The organism is Achromobacter sp. Marseille-Q4962, from assembly GCF_943737005.1.
Lineage (GTDB): Bacteria > Pseudomonadota > Gammaproteobacteria > Burkholderiales > Burkholderiaceae_B > Achromobacter.
This window is the reverse complement of record NZ_CALSFU010000009.1, coordinates 121002-138283: the sequence shown is the minus strand read 5'-3', so window position 1 is coordinate 138283 and position 17282 is coordinate 121002. Positions and strand designations below refer to the sequence as shown.

Here is a 17282-nt window from a genome sequence, read left to right as displayed (position 1 = left end):
AGACCTTCATCAATGCGATCCCGCGTGCCGGCCTCAGGAAGACGCGCCGTGCGCGGCGGCCGGCGCCGGCCTGCCGCCGCCGAAGGCGCGCAGCAAGGCCCACACCACGACCCAATAAGCCAGCCACAGGATGACCGTAATCAGCGCGGGATAGGCGCGATAGCCCGCGAAATCCGCCAGTACCTTGCCCAGGCCGCTGCTGTCGTCGAGCAGCCAGGAGCTGTCCCAGACCGGGTCCACCAGAGTGGGAAGCACGCCCAGCGAAATCAGGTGATCCAGCCCGCCCACCAGCAGGGCGCCCGCGAGCAGCAGCAACAGGATTTCCGTGACGCGGAAGAACCGCCGCCATGTAATGAGCTTGCCGCCCAGCTGCAGCAGCCAGAACGTCAGCAGCGCCACGGCAAAGCCCGCCACGCCGGCCAGCGCCAGTTTCATCATGTCGCCGCCGCCTTCGGAGGCGGCCACGGTGCCGTACAGGAACACCACGGTTTCGCTGCCTTCGCGCGCCACGGCGATGGCCACCAGCACCAGCAGGCCCCACCAGTTGTCGCTGGCCACCGAGGCGCGGGCCCCGCTTTCGAGTTCGCTCTTGAGCGTGCGGCCGTGCTTTTTCATCCACACCACCATCTGCACCACCAGGGCGCAGGCCGCCAGCGACATGATGGCCTGGAACCACTCCTGCCCCTCGTCGCTGAGCCAGGAGGACACGCCCAGCAGCACCAGCGCCAGGGCCACGGCCAGGGCCAGGCCGGCCACGATGCCGCCCCAGAGATAAGGCAGGCCGCGGCGCCCCTCGGGCGTGGCGCGCAGCCAGGTATAGAGAATGCCCACTACCAGCAGGGCTTCGACGCTTTCGCGCCAGACGATGAAAAGTACCTGTTCCATGCGATGAGGCAGCCTGTCAGTCTTTGGGCTTCACGACGAGCGTGCCTTTCACGTTCTGGTGAAAGTCGTCGAAAAACGGATACTCGCCGGGGCGCGAAATGGTGATGACGACAAAGGACTTCACGCCCGGCCCCAGCACCTTTTCCTTGCGCAGCGGAATGCTCTCGAATTCCACCGGCTCGTTGCTTTCGTTGATGAGTTCGATCTTGAAGCGGCCGGCCGGAACCTCCAGCGTGGCCGGCTCGAAGGTGCCGTCGGCCTTGAAGCGCAGGGTGAACGTGGGAAGATCGGCCGCCTGCGCCGGCGCGCAGGCCAGGCCGATCCACAGGGCGGTCAGGACGCTGAGCAGACGGCGCACGATCAGTATCCGCCCTTCTTGCCGGTGCCGGCGTAGACGAACTCGTAGTTCAGTTCGAACGGCTCGAACCACGGACCCACGCCGGTTTCCTTGTCGATGTGGCGCCCGAAGTGATTCATCTTGGCCGCGGTGGGCGGCTTGATGGAATACTTCAGCTTGTACTTGCCCGGGCCTTCGAGCTTGACGTTGTCGCCGTAGTGCGGCCCGTCGTTGGCGACCATGGGCATGAAGGTGCCCTTCTGCACGTTCTGGCTGCCCACCTTCTGGATTTCGTAGTCGACCACAAGGTACGGCACCCATTCGCCTTCGGGAAAGCCCGTCTTGTTGCCGGCGGTAGCGTGGATGTCGGCTTCCAGGTGTACGTCGGAATCCTTGGCGTCGCGCATCATGCCGGGGGGGTCCATTTCAATGGGCTGCAGATACACCGCGCCGATTTCCATGCCGCCCTTTTCCACGGGCTTGCCGATAGGGTATTCGGCCGCTTGCGCCGCCGACACGCTCAAACCGACGAACGCCAATGCCAAGGCTTTTTTGATCATCTGGAACATCCTCAGAATTCAGGGGAGATAACGGCCAGTAGAATATAAACAAGAACCGTTTTCATTAATTTAAAGCAAACAACTGACAGATCCCTGAATCGAAGCCATTCTGGTGACGCAACGCGACCATGAAAAAGCGCGGCTCGCGCCGCGCCACGGTAAGATCGGTTATCCCCCGTTTACTTGCGTCCGCTCCCCCCGCCCTGCTGCGGCCCGCCCTGCACGAACGGGAACGTGGAGAACATGGCGCGGGTCTGGTCCTGCATCTGGTCCTGCATCTGCACGAACAGGTTTTTGCTCTGGTCGATGTAGTTGTTCATCATGTTCTGCAGCATGGGGGTCTGCACGTTCATGAACTGCGCCCAGGCCTCGGGGCCGAACTGGCTGCCGTACAGCCCCTTGGACTGCTCGGCCATGCGCTGCTGGATCTCCATGAACGCCTGGATGTTCTTCTCCAGGTACGAGCCCATGATGCCCTGCATCGCGTGGCCGTAGAAACGGATGATCTGCGCCAGCATGTTGGACGAGAACATGGGCATGCCGCCGCTTTCTTCCTCGAGAATGATCTGGAGCAGGATGCTGCGGGTCAGGTCTTCGGCGCTCTTGGCGTCGACGACCTGGAATTCCTCGTTGGCCAGAACCAATTGCTTTACGTCGGCCAGCGTGATGTAAGTGCTGGTCCGGGTGTCGTACAGGCGGCGGTTGGGGTACTTTTTAATCAGGCGCAAACTGGCGCCGGTTTGTGCTTGCGTCATGGTTGTCCCCGGATCGGGCGATCTCTCTGACTTGGAATAAGGTGAAGTGTAATCCCGCGCGGCCCTCTCCCCGAAACCGCGCGGACCCTGGCGGAGGCCGCCCTGGGGCGGCGCGCCGCGTTCAGCCCATGTGCAGGCCGCCGTTGAGCGAAAAATCCGCGCCCGTCGCGAAGCCGGATTCGTCGGAAGCCAGCCAGGATGTAATGGACGCGATTTCTTCGGGCGTGCCCAGGCGGCGCACGGGGATGGTGGCCACGATCTTTTCCAGCACGTCGGGCCGGATGGCCCGGACCATGTCCGTGCCGATGTAGCCCGGCGACACCGTGTTCACCGTGATGCCCTTGCTGGCCACCTCCTGGGCCAGCGCCATGGTGAAGCCGTGGATGCCGGCCTTGGCCGTCGAGTAGTTGGTCTGGCCGAACTGGCCCTTCTGGCCGTTGACCGAACTGATGTTGATGATGCGCCCCCACTGCCGCTCGATCATGCTGTCGATGACCTGCTTGGTGACATTGAAGAGGCTGTTGAGGTTGGTGTCGATCACGGCGCGCCAATCGTCGGCGCTCATTTTCCGGAACAGGCCATCGCGGGTGATGCCCGCGTTGTTGACCAGCACGTCCACCGGACCGTGCTCCGCGGTGACCTTCTCGAAGGCCGCCACCGTGGAATCCCAGTCCGACACGTTGCCCACCGACGCGTAGAACGTATAGCCCTGCGCGGCCTGCTCGTCCAGCCATTGCTGGTAGTTGCGGCTGGGGCCGCAGCCTGCCACGACGCGAAAGCCGTCCTTGGCCAGGCGCTGGCAAATAGAGGTGCCGATACCGCCCATCCCGCCTGTAACGTAAGCCAGTTTCCCGCTCATACTTCCTCCTGTGTGCGACGGACGCCTCGTTGATTGAAACCGCTCTGGTCCGATGCCCGCGAGGGCCGCGGCCTCAGGCCGCGCGAACCTTCACATATCGCCCGGGGGCAGGCTCGATGGGCCTGTACCGGGCGCTGCCCAACTTCGACCTTGCCTTTACTTTCTTGCCGGAATGGCCGGCCAGCCATTGCGCCCAGTCGGGCCACCAGCTTCCGGCATGCTCGGAAGCCCGGGCCAGCCAGGCATTCGGATCGCCCGGCAGGGGCGATTCCAGTTCATCTGCCGCCCAGTAGCTGCGGCGCTTTTTGGCGGGCGGATTGATCACGCCCGCGATGTGCCCGGAAGCGCCCAGCACGAAGCGCTGGGGCCCGCGCAGCAGTTGCGTGGAAGCATAGGCCGTGATCCAGGGCACGATGTGGTCTTCGCGCGAGCCGAACAGATACGCGGGCATCTTCAGGCGGGTGAGGTCCAGCGGCACGCCTCCGGCCTGGGCGCGGCCCGGCACCTTGAGATTGTTCTCAAGATAGGTATTGCGGAAGTACCAGGAAAAGAAGGGCCCGGGCAGGTTGGTGCTGTCGCCGTTCCAGAACAGCAGATCGAAGGGCGGCGGCTTCTGGCCCTTGAGGTAGTTGCCCACCACGTAGTTCCAGACCAGCTCGTTGGGCCGCAGGAACGAGAAGGTGGTGGCCAGGTCGCGTCCGGGCATCAGGCCGCCGCGACCGAGCTGGTGATCGCGCAGCAGCGCGTGCGCTTCGTCGACGAACACCTTGAGGATGCCCGTGTCGTGGAAGTCCAGCATCGACGTCAGCAGCGTGAGCGAGGCCACGGGGTGTTCGCCGCGCGCCTCGGCCAGCGCCAGCGCCGACGCCAGCATGGTGCCGCCCACGCAGAAGCCCAGCGCGTTGACCTGCGGCTGCCGCGTGATCTCGCTTGCCACCGCCAGCGCGCGCAGCACGGCTTCTTCCAGATAGTCGGACCAGGAGGCCCTGTCCACGCCGTCGGTGTCGCCCGGCATCGGATTGCGCCACGAGATCATGAACACGGTGAAGCCCTGCTCCACCGCATGGCGCACGAAGGAGTTCTCGGGCTGCAGGTCGAGGATGTAGAACTTGTTGATGTTGGGCGGCACGATCACCAGCGGCAGCTCGTGGACCTGGGCGGTCGACGGCGCGTACTGGATGAGCTGGAACAGCCGGTTTTCGTACACCACCTCGCCGGGCGTCACGGCCACGTTGCGGCCGATCTCGAACTGCGATTCGTCGGTCTGGGTAATGCGGCCCTTCTGCACGTCGCCCAGCAGGTTGGCCAGCCCCTCGGTGAGGGCGCGGCCGGCGCTTTCCACGACGGACTGCTGGGCATCGGGGTTGAGGGCGAGGAAATTCGCGGGAGACAGGGCGTCGACCCATTGCATGACCGAGAAGCGCAGCCGGTCGCGCAGCGGCTCGCTGACCTGGGCCGCTTCCACCATGCGCGACAGGGCGCGGGCGGACAGCAGGTAGGTATGCGCCAGCAGCAGGTGCGCGCCGTTGGCGGCCCACGCGTTGCCCGCGAAGCGGCGGTCGGACGGCGGCGCAAGCGCTCCGCGTCGGGCATCATCGCAAAGACGCTGCCATTCGCGCGAGAACTCGGCCTGGATTTCAGCCAAGATTTCCGGCGCCACGCTCACCGGATCGGGCCCTGCTGCGGAGAGATTGGCATTCACTTCGACACCTTATTATCGAGACTGCGCGATTGATGTTGCATGTGGGGTCCAGGGCTGTCAATGCGGGTATACCAGCCTGCAATGCCGCGCCAGCCCTTAGCCCGCGCGCCTCGCGGCGCGTCAGTCCGCCGGCGGCATCCAGGCCAGCATCGCCATGCGTCCGGTCTGTCCGTCACGGCGATACGAAAAGAACCGCTTCGCATCGCTCGCGGTGCACAGCCCGCTCAGGCTCACCTCTTTTACCCCGGCCCGGCGCAAACGGAAATCGGCCAATCCGGGGAGATCGGCCAGCCACTTGCCCTGCACGCCGGGGCGCGGCCGGAAATACGCCGCGACGGAGGAATCGTCCGAAATAAAGGCGTCGCGCACGTCGTCTCCCACCTCGAAGGCCTGCGGCCCGATGCCCGGGCCGACCCAGGCGCGCCATTGGCTCGCGCCGGGCGCCTTGGCCCGCAGCGCCGCGAACGTGTTCTCCAGCACGCCGCCCGCCAGGCCGCGCCAGCCCGCGTGCGCCGCGCCTACTGCCCGCCCTTCGGCGTCGGCGATGAGCACGGGCAGGCAATCGGCCACCAAGATGGCCAACACCCGGCCGGGGCGCGAGGTGACGCTGGCGTCGGCCGCCGGCTCCGTCTCCGCTTGCGGGGCGTCCGCGTCCACCACGCCCGCGCCATGGACCTGCCGCAGCCACAGCGGCTCGGACGGCACGGCCGCCCGCAAGCGGCGGCGGTTCTCAGCCACGACCGCCGGATCGTCTCCGGCCCGCAAGCCCAGGTTGAGGGTGTCGTGAGGCGCCGCGCCCACGCCGCCTGCCCGGGTGGTGCAGAAATAGCTGACGCCTTTCCAGTCGGGCCCCGTCACCACGGGCAGCCCCGCGATCATGCGTTCCATTCGATGGCCTCCTGTACCTGAAGCATGTCCGGCGGGGGGTCGGCGTGGAAGCTGACTGCGCCGCGCCCGGCCGGATCGTCGAAATGCAGGGCGCGGGCGTGCAGCATCTGCCGCAAGGCGCCCGCCGCGTTCTTGCCGCCATAGAGAGCGTCGGCCAGCAGCGGATGCCCCAGGCTGGCCAGATGCACGCGGATCTGGTGCGTGCGTCCCGTTTCCAGGCGGCACACGACTTCGGAAACGCGCACGCCGGGACCGGCGGCGCCGAGGCGCGACGGCGCATAGTGGGTGACGGCGGGCTTGGGCGCCACGGGCCGCTCCACGCTCATGCGCACCGGCACCCGGGGGTCGCGGCCGATGGGGCGGTCGACCCTGCCGGGCCGCTCGATCCAGCCATGGACCAGCGCGACGTACTCGCGGCCCATGCTGCGCGCCTGCAGCTGGCGCACCAGGTGGGTCTGGGCGATTTCGTTGCGCGCCACGACCATGAGGCCGGAGGTGTCCTTGTCGAGCCGGTGCACGATGCCCGCGCGCGCCACCTGGACCAGCTCGGGATAACGGTGGAGCAGCCCGTTGAGCAGGGTGCCGCTCCAGTTGCCCGCGCCCGGATGCGTGACCAGGCCGGCCGGCTTGTTCACCACGATCCAGTCGGGGCTTTCGTCCACCACGCCGAAATCCACGGGTTCGGGCGCGAAGGCCTTCGCCTCGGGGGCCGGCTGCACCCAGACCGCGAGCTCGTCGCCGGGCCCCACCGTCTGGCGCACCTTGGCGGGCTTGCCGTTGACCAGCACGCCCGCGGCTTCGATCCAGGCCCGCAGCCGGCTGCGGGAATGCTCGGGAAGCAGGCCGGCCAGCACTTTGTCGAGGCGGTCGGCGCGCGCGTCGCGGGGCACGGTGAGCAGAAGCGGCTCGGCGGCGTCATCGTCGGCCAGGATGGCCTCGCCGGCGCGGTCAGGGCCGGTGTTTTCGCCTGCGCGGCGGCGCGCCTCGCCTTCGCAGGGGGGGTCGGAACCGACGGCTGTATCAGACATGGAGACAAATCATATAATCAGCCTGCCATGCTAACACCAAGGATACGATTCTCGTGATTCACCACTTCGCAGCTTCCTCGAATCCCGCCTCCCGCAGCGGGCCGGTCTTGCGCGTGGTTGTCGCGCTTCTCATCGCGCTGTCCATCGCCGGGTGCAGCTCCACCGACGGCAAATACGACAAGACCGCCAACTGGAGCGCCGAGCAGCTCTACGCGGACGCCAAGGCCGAAATGGCCTCGGGCGGCTGGAAAGAAGCGCGCGAACGCCTGACCTCCATCGAAAGCCGGTATCCCTTCGGCGTCTACGCCCAGCAGGCGCTGCTCGATCTCGCCTACGTCAACTGGAAAGACGGCGAAAACGAGCAGGCCCTGGCCGCCATCGACCGCTTCCAGCAGCTCTACCCGAACCACCCCGGCACCGACTACGCCCTCTACCTGAAGGGCCTCATCAACTTCACGCCGGCCAGCGCGTTCATGAGCAACATCACGGGCCAGGATCCGTCCGAGCGAGACCCCAAGGGCCTGCGCGCCTCGTATGACGCGTTCAACGAGCTCATCAAGCGCTACCCCGACAGCAAGTACTCGGCCGACGCGGAAAAGCGCGTGGCGTGGCTGGTGAACGCCATCGCGATGAACGAAGTCCACGTGGCGCGCTACTACTACGAGCGCGGCGCTTACGTGGCCGCGGCCAATCGTGCCCAGACCGTCATTACCGATTTCGAAGGCGCGCCGGCCGCCGAAGAGGCGCTGTACCTGCTCGTCAACTCCTACGACAAGCTGGGCATGACGAAGCTGCGCGACGACGCGAAGCGCGTGTACGACACGAACTTCCCCAACAGCGCCTTCCGCGAAAAAGGACTGGACGCCGACAAGAGCTGGTGGAATCCGTTCAACTGAGCCGCCCGGCCCCCGGCCGTCCCAGGCTGCCTTGAAGCGGCAAGCCCCGAACGACAAGCCCCGTCTCCGGGGCTTGTCGCTTTTGGACCCGGGTCAGTCGCCGCCCTTGCGCCGGTAGAAGGCCAGCGCCTCTTCCAGTTCGCGCGTGCGCGCGAAAGGCGGCAGGCCCCGCCACAGCCGTTTGCCGTAGGGCTTTTCGACCAGCCGGGTATCGCCCACCATGAGCACTCCCCAGTCGGATTCGGTGCGGATCAGCCGCCCCGCGCCCTGCTTGAGCGAAATGGCGGCTTCGGGCAACTGGTATTCGGCAAAGGGGTTGCCGCCCTGGGCGCGGCAGGCCCGCAGCCGCGCCTCGATGACCGGGTCGTCCGGCGGCGCGAACGGCAGCTTGTCGATGGCCACCAGCGTAAGCACGTCGCCGGGCAGGTCTATTCCTTCCCAGAAGCTCGCGCTGCCGACCAGCACCGGATGCTTCAGCTTGCAGAAGCGCTCGAGCAGGTCGCGCCGCGTGCCGTCGCCCTGCTTGAGCAGCGGCCAGTCGTGCCCCTCGTCTTCAAAGGCGTCGGCCAGCAGGGCCGCCACCTTGTCCACCGCGCGCAGCGTGGTGCACAGCACGAGCGCGCCGCCGGGGCTGGCCTGCAGCAAGGGCAGCAGCGTTTCGACGAAGCGCTCCAGGAAAGCCGGCGACTGCGGCTCGGGCAGCCCGCGCGGCACGAACAACAGCCCCTGCTCGGGGTAGTCGAAGGGCGATTCCCATTTGCCGGTGCGCGCCTGCTCCAGCCCGAGCTGGCTGGTGAAGTGATGGAACTCGCCGTTCACCGACAGCGTGGCCGAAGTCATGATCCAGGCCTGGCCGGGCTTGCGGTACTTGGAAAAAGCCTGCGCCACCGAGAGCGGCGCCGAGTGCAGCCGCACATGGTGCTGCCCGTGCTCCACCCAGCGCACCGCCGGGCCGGTCCAGGGCGTCGCGTCGGCCGCGGCCTGCATCAGCGCGGGCGCGAGCGAGCCCGCGAGCGGTTCCACGGCAGCCCCGCCAGGCGACTGGTCGTCGCGCCCCCAGCCCTCGTCCTCGGCCGCCGCGCCCGCGCGGGCCGGCGTGGCCCAGCGCTTCAGGCGCAGCGAGATCTCCGCGCCGCTGCGCGCCGCTGCCATCAGGTCCGGATGCTTCTCGGCCACGGCGCCCAGCGCCTGCGCGGCGGCGTCCACGGCGGCGCGCAGGTCCGCCAGGGCCGCGTCGAAGGTATCCGGGTCGGGCATGGCCTCGAAAGTGGCCTTGCGGCCGGGCAGCCTGTCCAGCGGCGCACAGGCCAGCCGCAGCTCGCGCGCGGCGGTTTCGAGATGGCGGGCCACGTCGCTCCATTTCGCGGCCTCGCGTGCATAGGCCAGGCCGGCGGCCTCCAGGGTGCGGCAGAAATCCAGCAACTGGTGCGTGGACACGCTGCTGCCCAGAAAGCGCGTGGCCGTATCGGGCAGCTGGTGCGCCTCGTCGAAGATGACCGTGTCGGCTTCGGGCAGCAGATCGGTCACGCCCTCCTCGCGCAGCACCAGGTCGGCCATGAACAGCGCGTGGTTCACCACCACCACGTCGGCCTCCTGGGCCTGGCGCCGGGCCTTGAGCACGAAGCAGTCGCGGATGCGCGGGCACTCCTGCCCCAGGCAGTTCTCGCGGGTGGATGTCACGCGCTGCCAGATGTCGGCGTCTTCAGGCACCTGGGCCAGGTCGCTGCGGTCGCCGGTCTTGGAAATACCGGCGAACACCTGGATCTGGCGCAACTGGCTGATCTCGGTGCGCGATTTCAGCGCCCGCTCGTCGCCCTGCAGGCGGTCGAGATGGTAATGGCACACGTAGTTGCCGCGGCCCTTGAGCAGGGCCGCGGTGACGGGCGCGGCCAGCGCCGCGCGCACGCGTGGCAGGTCGCGCATGAAAAGCTGGTCCTGCAGGGTGCGGGTGCCTGTGGAGATGAGCACCTTGCCGCCCTGGATGAAGGCGGGTACAAGATAGGCCCAGGTTTTTCCGATGCCGGTGCCGGCTTCGGCCACGAGCGTGGCGCGGTCGCGGATGGCTTGCCCGATGGCCTGCGCCAGCGCCACTTGCGAGGGGCGCGGCGCATAGCCGGGCAAGGCCGACGCGAGCGGGCCATCTTCGGCGAAGAATTCGGAAATTTCCAGGTCCAGCATGGGGGAGTGCAGGCGTGTTTCGGGCAGGCGGGAGAACCGGGCTGGACCGCGGTTCGGGCACAGGCTCGGAGGCGAAGGCCCCAATGATACCCCCTGCCGCGCCGCCGCGCCGGCCGCGTGCGCGGCGCTTCAGGGACATATCCGTCCCGGTGCGCACTTTTTGTAACACCCGCTTATGGCACAATCCGCCCCTTGTTTTCCCTTTTTGCCGTCGTACCGAGATGTCTGAAACTTCCGTTATCACGAACGTCGCCGCCGGCGTCGACAACGCCCGCATCGTGGCGCAACTGGCTACCGAACTGGGCGTGCGCGCCAGCCAGGTGGCCGCGGCCGTGGAGCTGCTGGATGACGGCGCCACGGTGCCCTTCATCGCCCGCTACCGCAAGGAAGCCACCGGCGGGCTGGACGACAGCGTGCTGCGCAACCTGGAAGTGCGGCTGGGCTATCTGCGCGAGCTCGAGGAACGCCGCGGCGCCATCCTCGAATCCATCTCCCAGCAAGGCAAGCTCACGCCCGAGCTGCAAAAGGAAATCGCCGCGGCCGACACCAAGCAGCGCCTGGAAGACCTGTACGCGCCCTACAAGCCCAAGCGCCGCACCCGCGCGCAGATCGCGCGCGAAGCGGGACTGGAACCGCTGGCCGACGCCATCCTGGCCGATCCGTCCTGCGATCCCGCCGCGCTGGCCGCCCGGTACCTGAACCCAGAAGCCTCCATCAGCGACGCCAAGGCGGCGCTGGACGGCGCGCGCGACATTCTCGCCGAGCGCTATGCGGAAAACGCCGACCTGCTGGCCGACATGCGCGAGCACCTCTGGAACACCGGGGTGCTCTATTCCAAGGTGGCCGAAGGCAAGGAGGCCGAAGGCGCCAACTTCCGCGACTGGTTCGATTTCAGCGAGCCGCTGCGCACCCTGCCCTCGCACCGCATCCTGGCGCTGCTGCGCGGGCGCCAGCAGGGCGTGCTGGACCTGCGCCTGGGCCTGGAGGCCGGGCTCGAAGAACAGCTTCCGCATCCCTGCGTGGCGCGCATCGCCAGCTTCCTCAAGCTGGGCAACGGTCTGTTCGCCGCCGATGCTGCGCCGCGCGAGCGCTGGCTGGGCGAGGTCTGCCGCTGGACCTGGCGCGTCAAGCTGCTCACGGCCTTCGAAAGCGAACTCATCGGCCGGCTGCGCGAAAGCGCCGAGGACGAGGCCATCCGCGTCTTCGCCGCCAACCTGAAAGACCTGCTGCTGGCGGCGCCCGCCGGCCCCAAGGCGGTGCTGGGCCTGGACCCGGGCATCCGCACGGGCTGCAAGGTGGCCGTCATCGACCGGACCGGCAAGGTGGTGGACACCGCCACCGTGTATCCGTTCGAGCCCCGCCGCGACCGCGACGGCGCCATCAATACCCTGGCCGCCCTGGCGGCGCGCCACCAGGTGGACCTCATCGCCATCGGCAACGGCACCGCCTCGCGCGAAAGCGAGAAGCTGGTGGGCGACATGATGGCGCGCTTCCCCGAGCTCAAGGTCACGCGCGTGGTGGTCTCCGAGGCGGGCGCATCCGTCTATTCGGCGTCCGAGCTGGCCGCGCAGGAATTCCCCGATCTGGACGTCACGCTGCGCGGCGCGGTATCCATTGCGCGCCGCCTGCAGGATCCCCTGGCCGAACTGGTGAAGATCGATCCCAAGGCCATCGGCGTGGGCCAGTACCAGCACGACGTCAACCAGCGCGAGCTGGCCCGTTCGCTCGACGCGGTGGTCGAAGACTGCGTGAACGCCGTGGGCGTGGACGTGAATACCGCCTCGGCGGCCCTGCTCGCCCGTGTGTCGGGGCTGAATTCGCTGCTGGCCAAGAACATCGTGGCCTTCCGCGACGAGAACGGCGCCTTCCCCACCCGCGAGGCCCTGCGCAAGGTGCCGCGCTTCGGCGACAAGGCGTTCGAGCAGGCCGCGGGCTTTCTGCGCATTCCGAACGGCGAGAACCCGCTGGACGCCTCGGCCGTGCACCCGGAAGCCTATCCGGTGGTCGAGCGCATCGTGGCCCGCATCAAGGCCGAAGTGAAGGAGATCATCGGCCGCCGCGAAGCGCTCAAGGGCGTGTCGCCTTCGGACTTCACCGACGAGCGCTTCGGCCTGCCCACGGTACGCGACATCTTCGCCGAACTGGAGAAACCCGGCCGCGACCCGCGCCCGGAATTCAAGACGGCGCAGTTCAAGGAAGGCGTGGAAACGCTTAACGACCTCTATCCCGGCATGGTGCTGGAGGGCGTGGTGACCAACGTCGTCAACTTCGGCGCCTTCGTGGACATCGGCGTGCACCAGGACGGGCTGGTTCACATTTCGGCGCTGTCCGAGAAGTTCGTGAAAGACCCGCGCGACGTGGTCCGCGTGGGCCAGACGGTGACCGTGAAGGTGCTGGAAGTGGACGTGGCGCGTAAGCGGGTCGCGCTCACCATGCGCCTGAACGACACGGCGGCTCCCGCGCCCCGCCGTGGCGGCGATGCGCCGCGCGGCGGCGAGCGCGGCGGCGAGCGCCCGAACCGGCGCGGCAACGATGGCGGCCGCGGCCAGGGCGGCGGCCTGATGAACAGCGCCATGGCCGACGCCTTCGCCAAGCTCAAGCGCTGATCGTCCCGCATCGCCGTCCCGCAGCCCGCTGCCCCGCAGCGGGCTTTTTCATGCGCGCCGGCAGGACGGGAACCGTCGCCGGCCTCGACGGCGCCCGGCCCGGCGGGCGCGGTTCGCCTCGCCGGGCCCGCCCCGCCTTATTCCTCGGCCAGGGATGCCAGGGCGGCGCGGATTTTCTCCAGATGCGCCTCGGCGTCCGCCACGGCCATCGACGCGGCGGCCGAACCGTCGAGGTAGGCCGCAACCGTGCCGTCTTCGCCCGCGCGCAGGTCGGCCGCCTCGGTCTGCAGGCGGCGCAATGCCGCGCCCGCGGCCTTGGGATCGGCATGTCGCCCGGAAAGCAGCAGCTCTTCGCCGTCGGCCGCCAGCAGGCGGAAGCGGAAGCTGCCGTCGGTTTCGCGGAAGCTGACGAAGCGCGCGCCCTTGGCCTTTTCTTTCTTGCCCGCGCGCGGGGCGGCGGCGGGCGCCGCCGAGATGTTGCGCAGGCCCACGGCCTCGCGCAGTTCCCGCATCAGGGGCGTGGCCAGCTTGCGCGCCTTGGCCGCGCCCGCCTGGAGAATGTCTTCGATGCGCGCCGGATCGGCCATCAGTTCGACGTAGCGATCGCGCATGGGCGCGACCAGGGCTTCGAGATGCTCGTACAGCGCGTTTTTCGCGTCGCCCCAGCCCATGCCCTCTTCGAGCTGCCGGCGGAATGCCGCCGCCTGCTCGGCGCTGGCGAAGGCGCGATAGATGGTGTACAGATGGGAGTTCTCGGCATCCTTGGGCTCGCCGGGCTCGCGCGAGTCGGTCACGATGCGCATGATGGCGGCGCGCATCGCCTTGGAGCCGCCCTCGAAGAGGGGAATGGTGTTGTTGTAGCTCTTGGACATCTTGCGCCCGTCCAGCCCCGGCAGCGTCGCCACGTCGTCCTCGATGGAGACGTCGGGCAGGGTGAAGAAGTCGCGCCCGTACAGATGGTTGAAGCGCTGGGCGATGTCGCGCGCCATTTCCAGGTGCTGGATCTGGTCGCGCCCCACCGGCACCTTGTTCGCATTGAACAAGAGGATGTCGGCCGCCATCAGCACCGGATAGGAGAACAGCCCCATGGTGACGCCGTCGTCCGGGTCCACGCCCTTGGCCACGTTCTGGTCCACCGAGGCCTTGTAGGCGTGGGCGCGGTTCATCAGGCCCTTGGCCGTCACGCAGCTGAGCATCCAGCACAGTTCGGGAATCTCGGGAATGTCGGATTGCCGATAGAAGGTGACGCGGTCGGGGTCGAGGCCGGCGGCCAGCCAGGTCGCGGCGATTTCGAGGCGCGAGCGCGCCACGCGGGCCGGGTCGTCGCACTTGATGAGCGCGTGGTAATCGGCCATGAAGAAGAACGCGTCCGCGCCGGGCTGGGTGCTGGCGCGGACGGCGGGGCGGATGGCGCCGGCGTAATTGCCGAGATGGGGGGTTCCGGTGGTGGTGATGCCAGTGAGGACGCGGGTGTTCATAAACCGTCAGACAGTAGCGCTGGGAAAAGCCGAGTTTAACGCGCCCCGCCCGCAACGCCGGCCCGGAGCCTGCGGCTAGAGCGCGGCCAGCACCGGCGCGGCCACGGCGCAAAGCCCGCCCGCGGCGAGCGCCGCGCGCGGCTTGTAGGTCAGGAACCAGATCAGCAGCAGCCCTGCCAGGCTGAGTATGCCTATCCATTCGACCGTGCCGTAGCTCCATCCCCACACGGCGGCCGAGGCGCACAGCGACAGGCCCAGCGCCAGCGCGCCGAAGAGGCGCAGCGGGATGCGGTGGCGGCGCGGCAACGTGCGGTCGAACACGTCTTCATAATGACGGTCCATGGCCAGGCACAGCGCGGAAAAACCCGCGTAGGCCAGGCAGAAAGCGGCGAGGATCATGGCGCTTCACCTCCTTGCGCGTAGTGGGTGGATGCGGACGGAGCCGGCGCCGCGGCGGCCGCGGACGCCCCGCGCCGCGCCGGCGCGGCGCCGGCTCTGGCCTGCGCGGCGGGCGCCTTGCGGCCGCGCGCCGCCCGGCGGGCGATCCAGGCAAGCAGCAGCCCGCCGGCCAGACAGGTCAGGTCGAACCCGGCCATGACCCAGTCGCCCGCGGGCAGCGACACGCCCAGGTGGCGCTGCGTGGTCAACGCGTTGAGCACGGGCACCAGCCCCAGCGCCAGCGCGCCGGCCGACAACAGGTCTTGCCACTTGCGGCGCGGAAACAGGAAAGCATAGGCGAGCGACAGGCCCCAGGCCGCGAAGAACGCGCGCGTTTCCCAGAGCTCGCGCCCCGGCAGGCCGGCCGGCACGAGCCGGTTGGCCCAGAAAACCGCCGCCACCGCGATGAAGAGGCCGGCCACGGTGCCCGCGTTGAGCCCGTCCACCAGCCGCAGCGAAAATGTCTCCGCCGCGCCGGGCCGCAGCTTCTGGCGGCGCTTGGCGATCCAGAGGACCAGTCCCGTGCCCACCATGCCGGCGCCGGCCAGACTGACCAGGAAATACAGCCAGCGCAGGAACGGCGCGGCGAACAGGCCCAGGTGCAGGCCGCTGATCGTGCCGGCGGTCCGCACCGCCGCGCTGAGTTCGTCCTGCCTGTCCTGCAGCTGCCCCGTCACGCCGTCGAACCGCATGGAGGGAGAGATCCTGCCGAACGAAACGCCGTCGGCCGCGTCGCGCGACACGGTCACCACGGCGCCCGCATCGCCCGGATTGTTCACGGTGACGCGGCCTACGCGGCCCTGCCAGTGGCTTTCGGCCTGCGCGACGAGCGGCGCCAGCGGCGTGAGCGGCGCCGGCGCATTCTTGGGCGGCGTGATCCGGAACGAGCTGAAGACCTCGTCGGAATACTGCCGCTGGTTTTCGTACACCGCCAGAATGCCGGCGGGCATGAGCATGAACATGAACAGCACCAGCCCGCTGAACGTGATCATGAGGTGAAACGGCAGCCCCAGCACCGAAAGCACGTTGTGCCCGTCCATCCAGGCGCGCTGGCCGCCCTTGCGCGGCCGGAAGGTGAAGAAGTCGGTGAAGATCTTCTTGTGCGTGATGATGCCGCTGATGATAGCCACCAGCATGAACATGCCGGCGATGCTCGCCAGCCAGCGCCCCCATGGGAAGCCCATTTCGAGCTCGAAGTGGAAACGGTAGAAGAAATCGCCGCCGCGGGTTTCGCGGCCTTGCACCGCCTCGCCCGTGGCGGGGTCCAGCGCGACCCGCACGAAGCCGCGCTCGCCCGGCTTGGGCTTGGGCGCCTGGTACAGCAGCCGGATGACGGGCTCGCGGTCCGAGGGCGGCGTGATGAACCAGCGCCTGGCGTCGGGCGCGTGCGCTTCGAGATAGCGCTGCGCCAGGGCCGCCGACTGGGCGGCGGGCGCGCTGTGCGTCTGGATTTCCGGCTGCATCCAGCGCGTGATCTCGGGCCGGAAGAACGCCAGGGTGCCCGTGAGAAACATGGCGAACAGCACCCAACCGAAGATCAGCCCCGACCAGGTGTGCAGCCAGGACATGGACTGGCGCAGGCCTTCTTCGCCCTGTGCTTTGGCGGCCGGCTTCATGCCACCCCCAGGGCGCGGCCGGCGAGGAACAGGCCGCCGAAAACGGCGGCGGGCAGCACGATGCCGCCCCACGCCCGCCATGCGTTGCGCGTGGCGAACACCCAGATCACGCCGCAGGCATACACGACGAAGGACAGCATCTGGGCGGTGGTCACCGCGTCGGCGCGCGCCATCGGCAGCCACACCGCCAGGCAGGCCGCCGCCGCCGACGCCAGGCCGTAACCGCCCAGGATTGCGGCCACCGCGCGCGAGGCGACGGCCATTCGGTAGCGCATCATGCCTGCGCCGGCAGCGGGAGCTTTCACTTGGCTACGTCGAAGGTGAGCGTGGTGACATAGCGGACCTTGGCATAGGACTTGCCGTCGGCCTCGCCGGGTTTATCCTCGACGTGCGCGGCCTCCAGCACATACTGGCCCGGCCACGGCGTCGTGATCTCGATGCGCCCGTTTTCGTCGCTGCGGAACCGCTTTTCCCATTTGGGCGGACCGAACACCGTGACTTCCGTCCTGGGCAGGGGCTGGCCCTTGAACTGCAGCACGAAGGCGTTGGCGCCCGCCGCGGCCGGCACCAGTTCGAGATCGAGCTTGCCCCGGGTGTCCTGGCGGCCGGCGCGCGCGCCGAAGCGCACCAGGGTGTCTTTGTACGGGTAGGGCTGGCTCAGGCGCACGTCGCCCTTGCCTGCGCCGCCGAACGCGATGAAATCCGCGCCCTCGCCGGAAGCCTTGAGCGTCTTGCCTTCGGCGTCGGTCACCACGGGCGCGGCGAGCACCTTGCCCAGCAGGCCATCGCGCTTTTCGCGCAGGTCGTCGGCCCACTCGCCGAAATAGGCTTTGGCGACGCCGCCCGGCGCCTGCTCGATCCAGACGAAATGCGCCTGCGCGGCGCCCGCGCTGCCCAGAAGAACGAGCGCGGCCAGGGTTCTTGCGAATTGCATGAGGTCTTTTCCTTGTGATGAGCCGCCGGCCGCGCCCGCCCCGCTGCGAACGCCCGCCGACAGGGTTTGAATTATAACCATTCTCACTACGAAAAAGACCGCCGCATGGCCGCCCGGCCGCC

General features: G+C 68.3%; 16 protein-coding genes. 2 read left to right on the top strand and 14 right to left on the bottom strand.

The genetic code is table 11. The features are described 5' to 3' along the window. Nucleotides 1-33: 33 nt before the first annotated feature. The 8 genes from NGJ44_RS10010 to NGJ44_RS09975 form a co-directional block, all read right to left on the bottom strand. Nucleotides 34-885 carry an FTR1 family iron permease gene (locus NGJ44_RS10010; protein WP_053244719.1) on the bottom strand — a complete coding sequence of 284 codons (852 nt, stop codon included), beginning with the start codon at nucleotides 883-885 and terminating at the stop codon, nucleotides 34-36. Nucleotides 886-901: 16 nt separating this feature from the next. Beyond that, complete coding sequence (locus tag NGJ44_RS10005; RefSeq protein WP_053244720.1) at nucleotides 902-1243, bottom strand: cupredoxin domain-containing protein; 342 nt, start codon at nucleotides 1241-1243, stop codon at nucleotides 902-904. Nucleotides 1244-1245: 2 nt separating this feature from the next. Then, a complete protein-coding gene (locus NGJ44_RS10000; RefSeq protein WP_251863825.1) occupies nucleotides 1246-1782 on the bottom strand; it encodes an iron transporter in 537 nt (178 codons plus the stop codon). 179 nt (nucleotides 1783-1961) lie between these two features. Beyond that, nucleotides 1962-2537 (bottom strand): polyhydroxyalkanoate synthesis repressor PhaR, encoded by a 576-nt coding sequence (gene phaR / locus NGJ44_RS09995; RefSeq protein ID WP_053244721.1) that lies wholly within the window; start codon nucleotides 2535-2537, stop codon nucleotides 1962-1964. A 121-nt stretch (nucleotides 2538-2658) separates the two neighbouring features. After that, entirely contained in the window at nucleotides 2659-3396 is a 738-nt protein-coding gene (gene phbB / locus NGJ44_RS09990) for an acetoacetyl-CoA reductase (protein ID WP_053244722.1), read from the bottom strand. A 73-nt stretch (nucleotides 3397-3469) separates the two neighbouring features. Next, the gene (locus NGJ44_RS09985) at nucleotides 3470-5098 is read right to left on the bottom strand and encodes a PHA/PHB synthase family protein (RefSeq protein ID WP_053244723.1); all 1629 of its coding nucleotides are present in this window, start codon (nucleotides 5096-5098) and stop codon (nucleotides 3470-3472) included. A gap of 120 nt (nucleotides 5099-5218) precedes the next feature. Continuing rightward, complete coding sequence (gene pgeF, locus NGJ44_RS09980) at nucleotides 5219-5986, bottom strand: peptidoglycan editing factor PgeF (RefSeq protein WP_251863824.1); 768 nt, start codon at nucleotides 5984-5986, stop codon at nucleotides 5219-5221. Further along, nucleotides 5974-7014, bottom strand: a complete 1041-nt coding sequence (locus NGJ44_RS09975) for an RluA family pseudouridine synthase (protein WP_251863823.1) — start codon at nucleotides 7012-7014, stop codon at nucleotides 5974-5976. The genes pgeF and NGJ44_RS09975 overlap by 13 nt, the downstream gene beginning before the upstream one ends. A 107-nt stretch (nucleotides 7015-7121) precedes the next feature. Here NGJ44_RS09975 and NGJ44_RS09970 point away from each other — a divergent pair, with 107 nt between their 5' ends. Further along, nucleotides 7122-7910 carry an outer membrane protein assembly factor BamD gene (locus NGJ44_RS09970; RefSeq protein WP_251863850.1) on the top strand — a complete coding sequence of 263 codons (789 nt, stop codon included), beginning with the start codon at nucleotides 7122-7124 and terminating at the stop codon, nucleotides 7908-7910. 93 nt (nucleotides 7911-8003) lie between these two features. Here NGJ44_RS09970 and yoaA read toward each other — a convergent pair whose 3' ends face one another. Beyond that, nucleotides 8004-10088, bottom strand: a complete 2085-nt coding sequence (gene yoaA / locus NGJ44_RS09965) for a DNA repair helicase YoaA (RefSeq protein ID WP_251863822.1) — start codon at nucleotides 10086-10088, stop codon at nucleotides 8004-8006. 221 nt (nucleotides 10089-10309) lie between these two features. Between yoaA and tex the strand changes: the two genes are divergently transcribed. Beyond that, nucleotides 10310-12694, top strand: a complete 2385-nt coding sequence (tex, locus tag NGJ44_RS09960; protein WP_251863821.1) for an RNA-binding transcriptional accessory protein Tex — start codon at nucleotides 10310-10312, stop codon at nucleotides 12692-12694. Nucleotides 12695-12831: 137 nt separating this feature from the next. On the opposite strand, the gene NGJ44_RS09955 is transcribed toward tex, so the two are convergent. The 5 genes from NGJ44_RS09955 to NGJ44_RS09935 all read right to left on the bottom strand — a co-directional run bounded on the left by NGJ44_RS09955 (nucleotide 12832) and on the right by NGJ44_RS09935 (nucleotide 17160). Continuing rightward, nucleotides 12832-14172 (bottom strand): tryptophan--tRNA ligase, encoded by a 1341-nt coding sequence (locus NGJ44_RS09955; RefSeq protein ID WP_251863820.1) that lies wholly within the window; start codon nucleotides 14170-14172, stop codon nucleotides 12832-12834. A gap of 75 nt (nucleotides 14173-14247) precedes the next feature. Next, on the bottom strand, nucleotides 14248-14571 hold the full coding sequence (locus tag NGJ44_RS09950) for a DUF3325 domain-containing protein (RefSeq protein ID WP_251863819.1): 324 nt from the start codon (nucleotides 14569-14571) through the stop codon (nucleotides 14248-14250). Beyond that, on the bottom strand, nucleotides 14568-16226 hold the full coding sequence (locus tag NGJ44_RS09945) for a PepSY-associated TM helix domain-containing protein (protein WP_251863818.1): 1659 nt from the start codon (nucleotides 16224-16226) through the stop codon (nucleotides 14568-14570). Before NGJ44_RS09945 ends, NGJ44_RS09950 begins: the two co-directional genes overlap by 4 nt. Next, the gene (locus NGJ44_RS09940; RefSeq protein WP_251863817.1) at nucleotides 16223-16504 is read right to left on the bottom strand and encodes a DUF3649 domain-containing protein; all 282 of its coding nucleotides are present in this window, start codon (nucleotides 16502-16504) and stop codon (nucleotides 16223-16225) included. The genes NGJ44_RS09945 and NGJ44_RS09940 overlap by 4 nt, the downstream gene beginning before the upstream one ends. Nucleotides 16505-16527: 23 nt before the next feature. Beyond that, entirely contained in the window at nucleotides 16528-17160 is a 633-nt protein-coding gene (locus NGJ44_RS09935; RefSeq protein WP_082308508.1) for a DUF4198 domain-containing protein, read from the bottom strand. Between the last annotated feature and the right edge of the window lie 122 nt (nucleotides 17161-17282).

Bases quoted from the DNA above. Each gene is read 5' to 3' on its own strand.
- NGJ44_RS09955 (WP_251863820.1), bottom strand. From the start codon at position 14,172: ATGAACACCCGCGTCCTCACTGGCATCACCACCACCGGAACCCCCCAT.
- NGJ44_RS09945 (WP_251863818.1), bottom strand. From the start codon at position 16,226: ATGAAGCCGGCCGCCAAAGCACAGGGCGAAGAAGGCCTGCGCCAGTCC.
- NGJ44_RS10010 (WP_053244719.1), bottom strand. From the start codon at position 885: ATGGAACAGGTACTTTTCATCGTCTGGCGCGAAAGCGTCGAAGCCCTG.
- yoaA (WP_251863822.1), bottom strand. From the start codon at position 10,088: ATGCTGGACCTGGAAATTTCCGAATTCTTCGCCGAAGATGGCCCGCTC.
- NGJ44_RS09950 (WP_251863819.1), bottom strand. From the start codon at position 14,571: ATGATCCTCGCCGCTTTCTGCCTGGCCTACGCGGGTTTTTCCGCGCTG.
- pgeF (WP_251863824.1), bottom strand. From the start codon at position 5,986: ATGGAACGCATGATCGCGGGGCTGCCCGTGGTGACGGGGCCCGACTGG.
- phaR (WP_053244721.1), bottom strand. From the start codon at position 2,537: ATGACGCAAGCACAAACCGGCGCCAGTTTGCGCCTGATTAAAAAGTAC.
- phbB (WP_053244722.1), bottom strand. From the start codon at position 3,396: ATGAGCGGGAAACTGGCTTACGTTACAGGCGGGATGGGCGGTATCGGC.
- NGJ44_RS10000 (WP_251863825.1), bottom strand. From the start codon at position 1,782: ATGATCAAAAAAGCCTTGGCATTGGCGTTCGTCGGTTTGAGCGTGTCG.
- NGJ44_RS09975 (WP_251863823.1), bottom strand. From the start codon at position 7,014: ATGTCTGATACAGCCGTCGGTTCCGACCCCCCCTGCGAAGGCGAGGCG.
- NGJ44_RS09935 (WP_082308508.1), bottom strand. From the start codon at position 17,160: ATGCAATTCGCAAGAACCCTGGCCGCGCTCGTTCTTCTGGGCAGCGCG.
- NGJ44_RS09940 (WP_251863817.1), bottom strand. From the start codon at position 16,504: ATGATGCGCTACCGAATGGCCGTCGCCTCGCGCGCGGTGGCCGCAATC.
- tex (WP_251863821.1), top strand. From the start codon at position 10,310: ATGTCTGAAACTTCCGTTATCACGAACGTCGCCGCCGGCGTCGACAAC.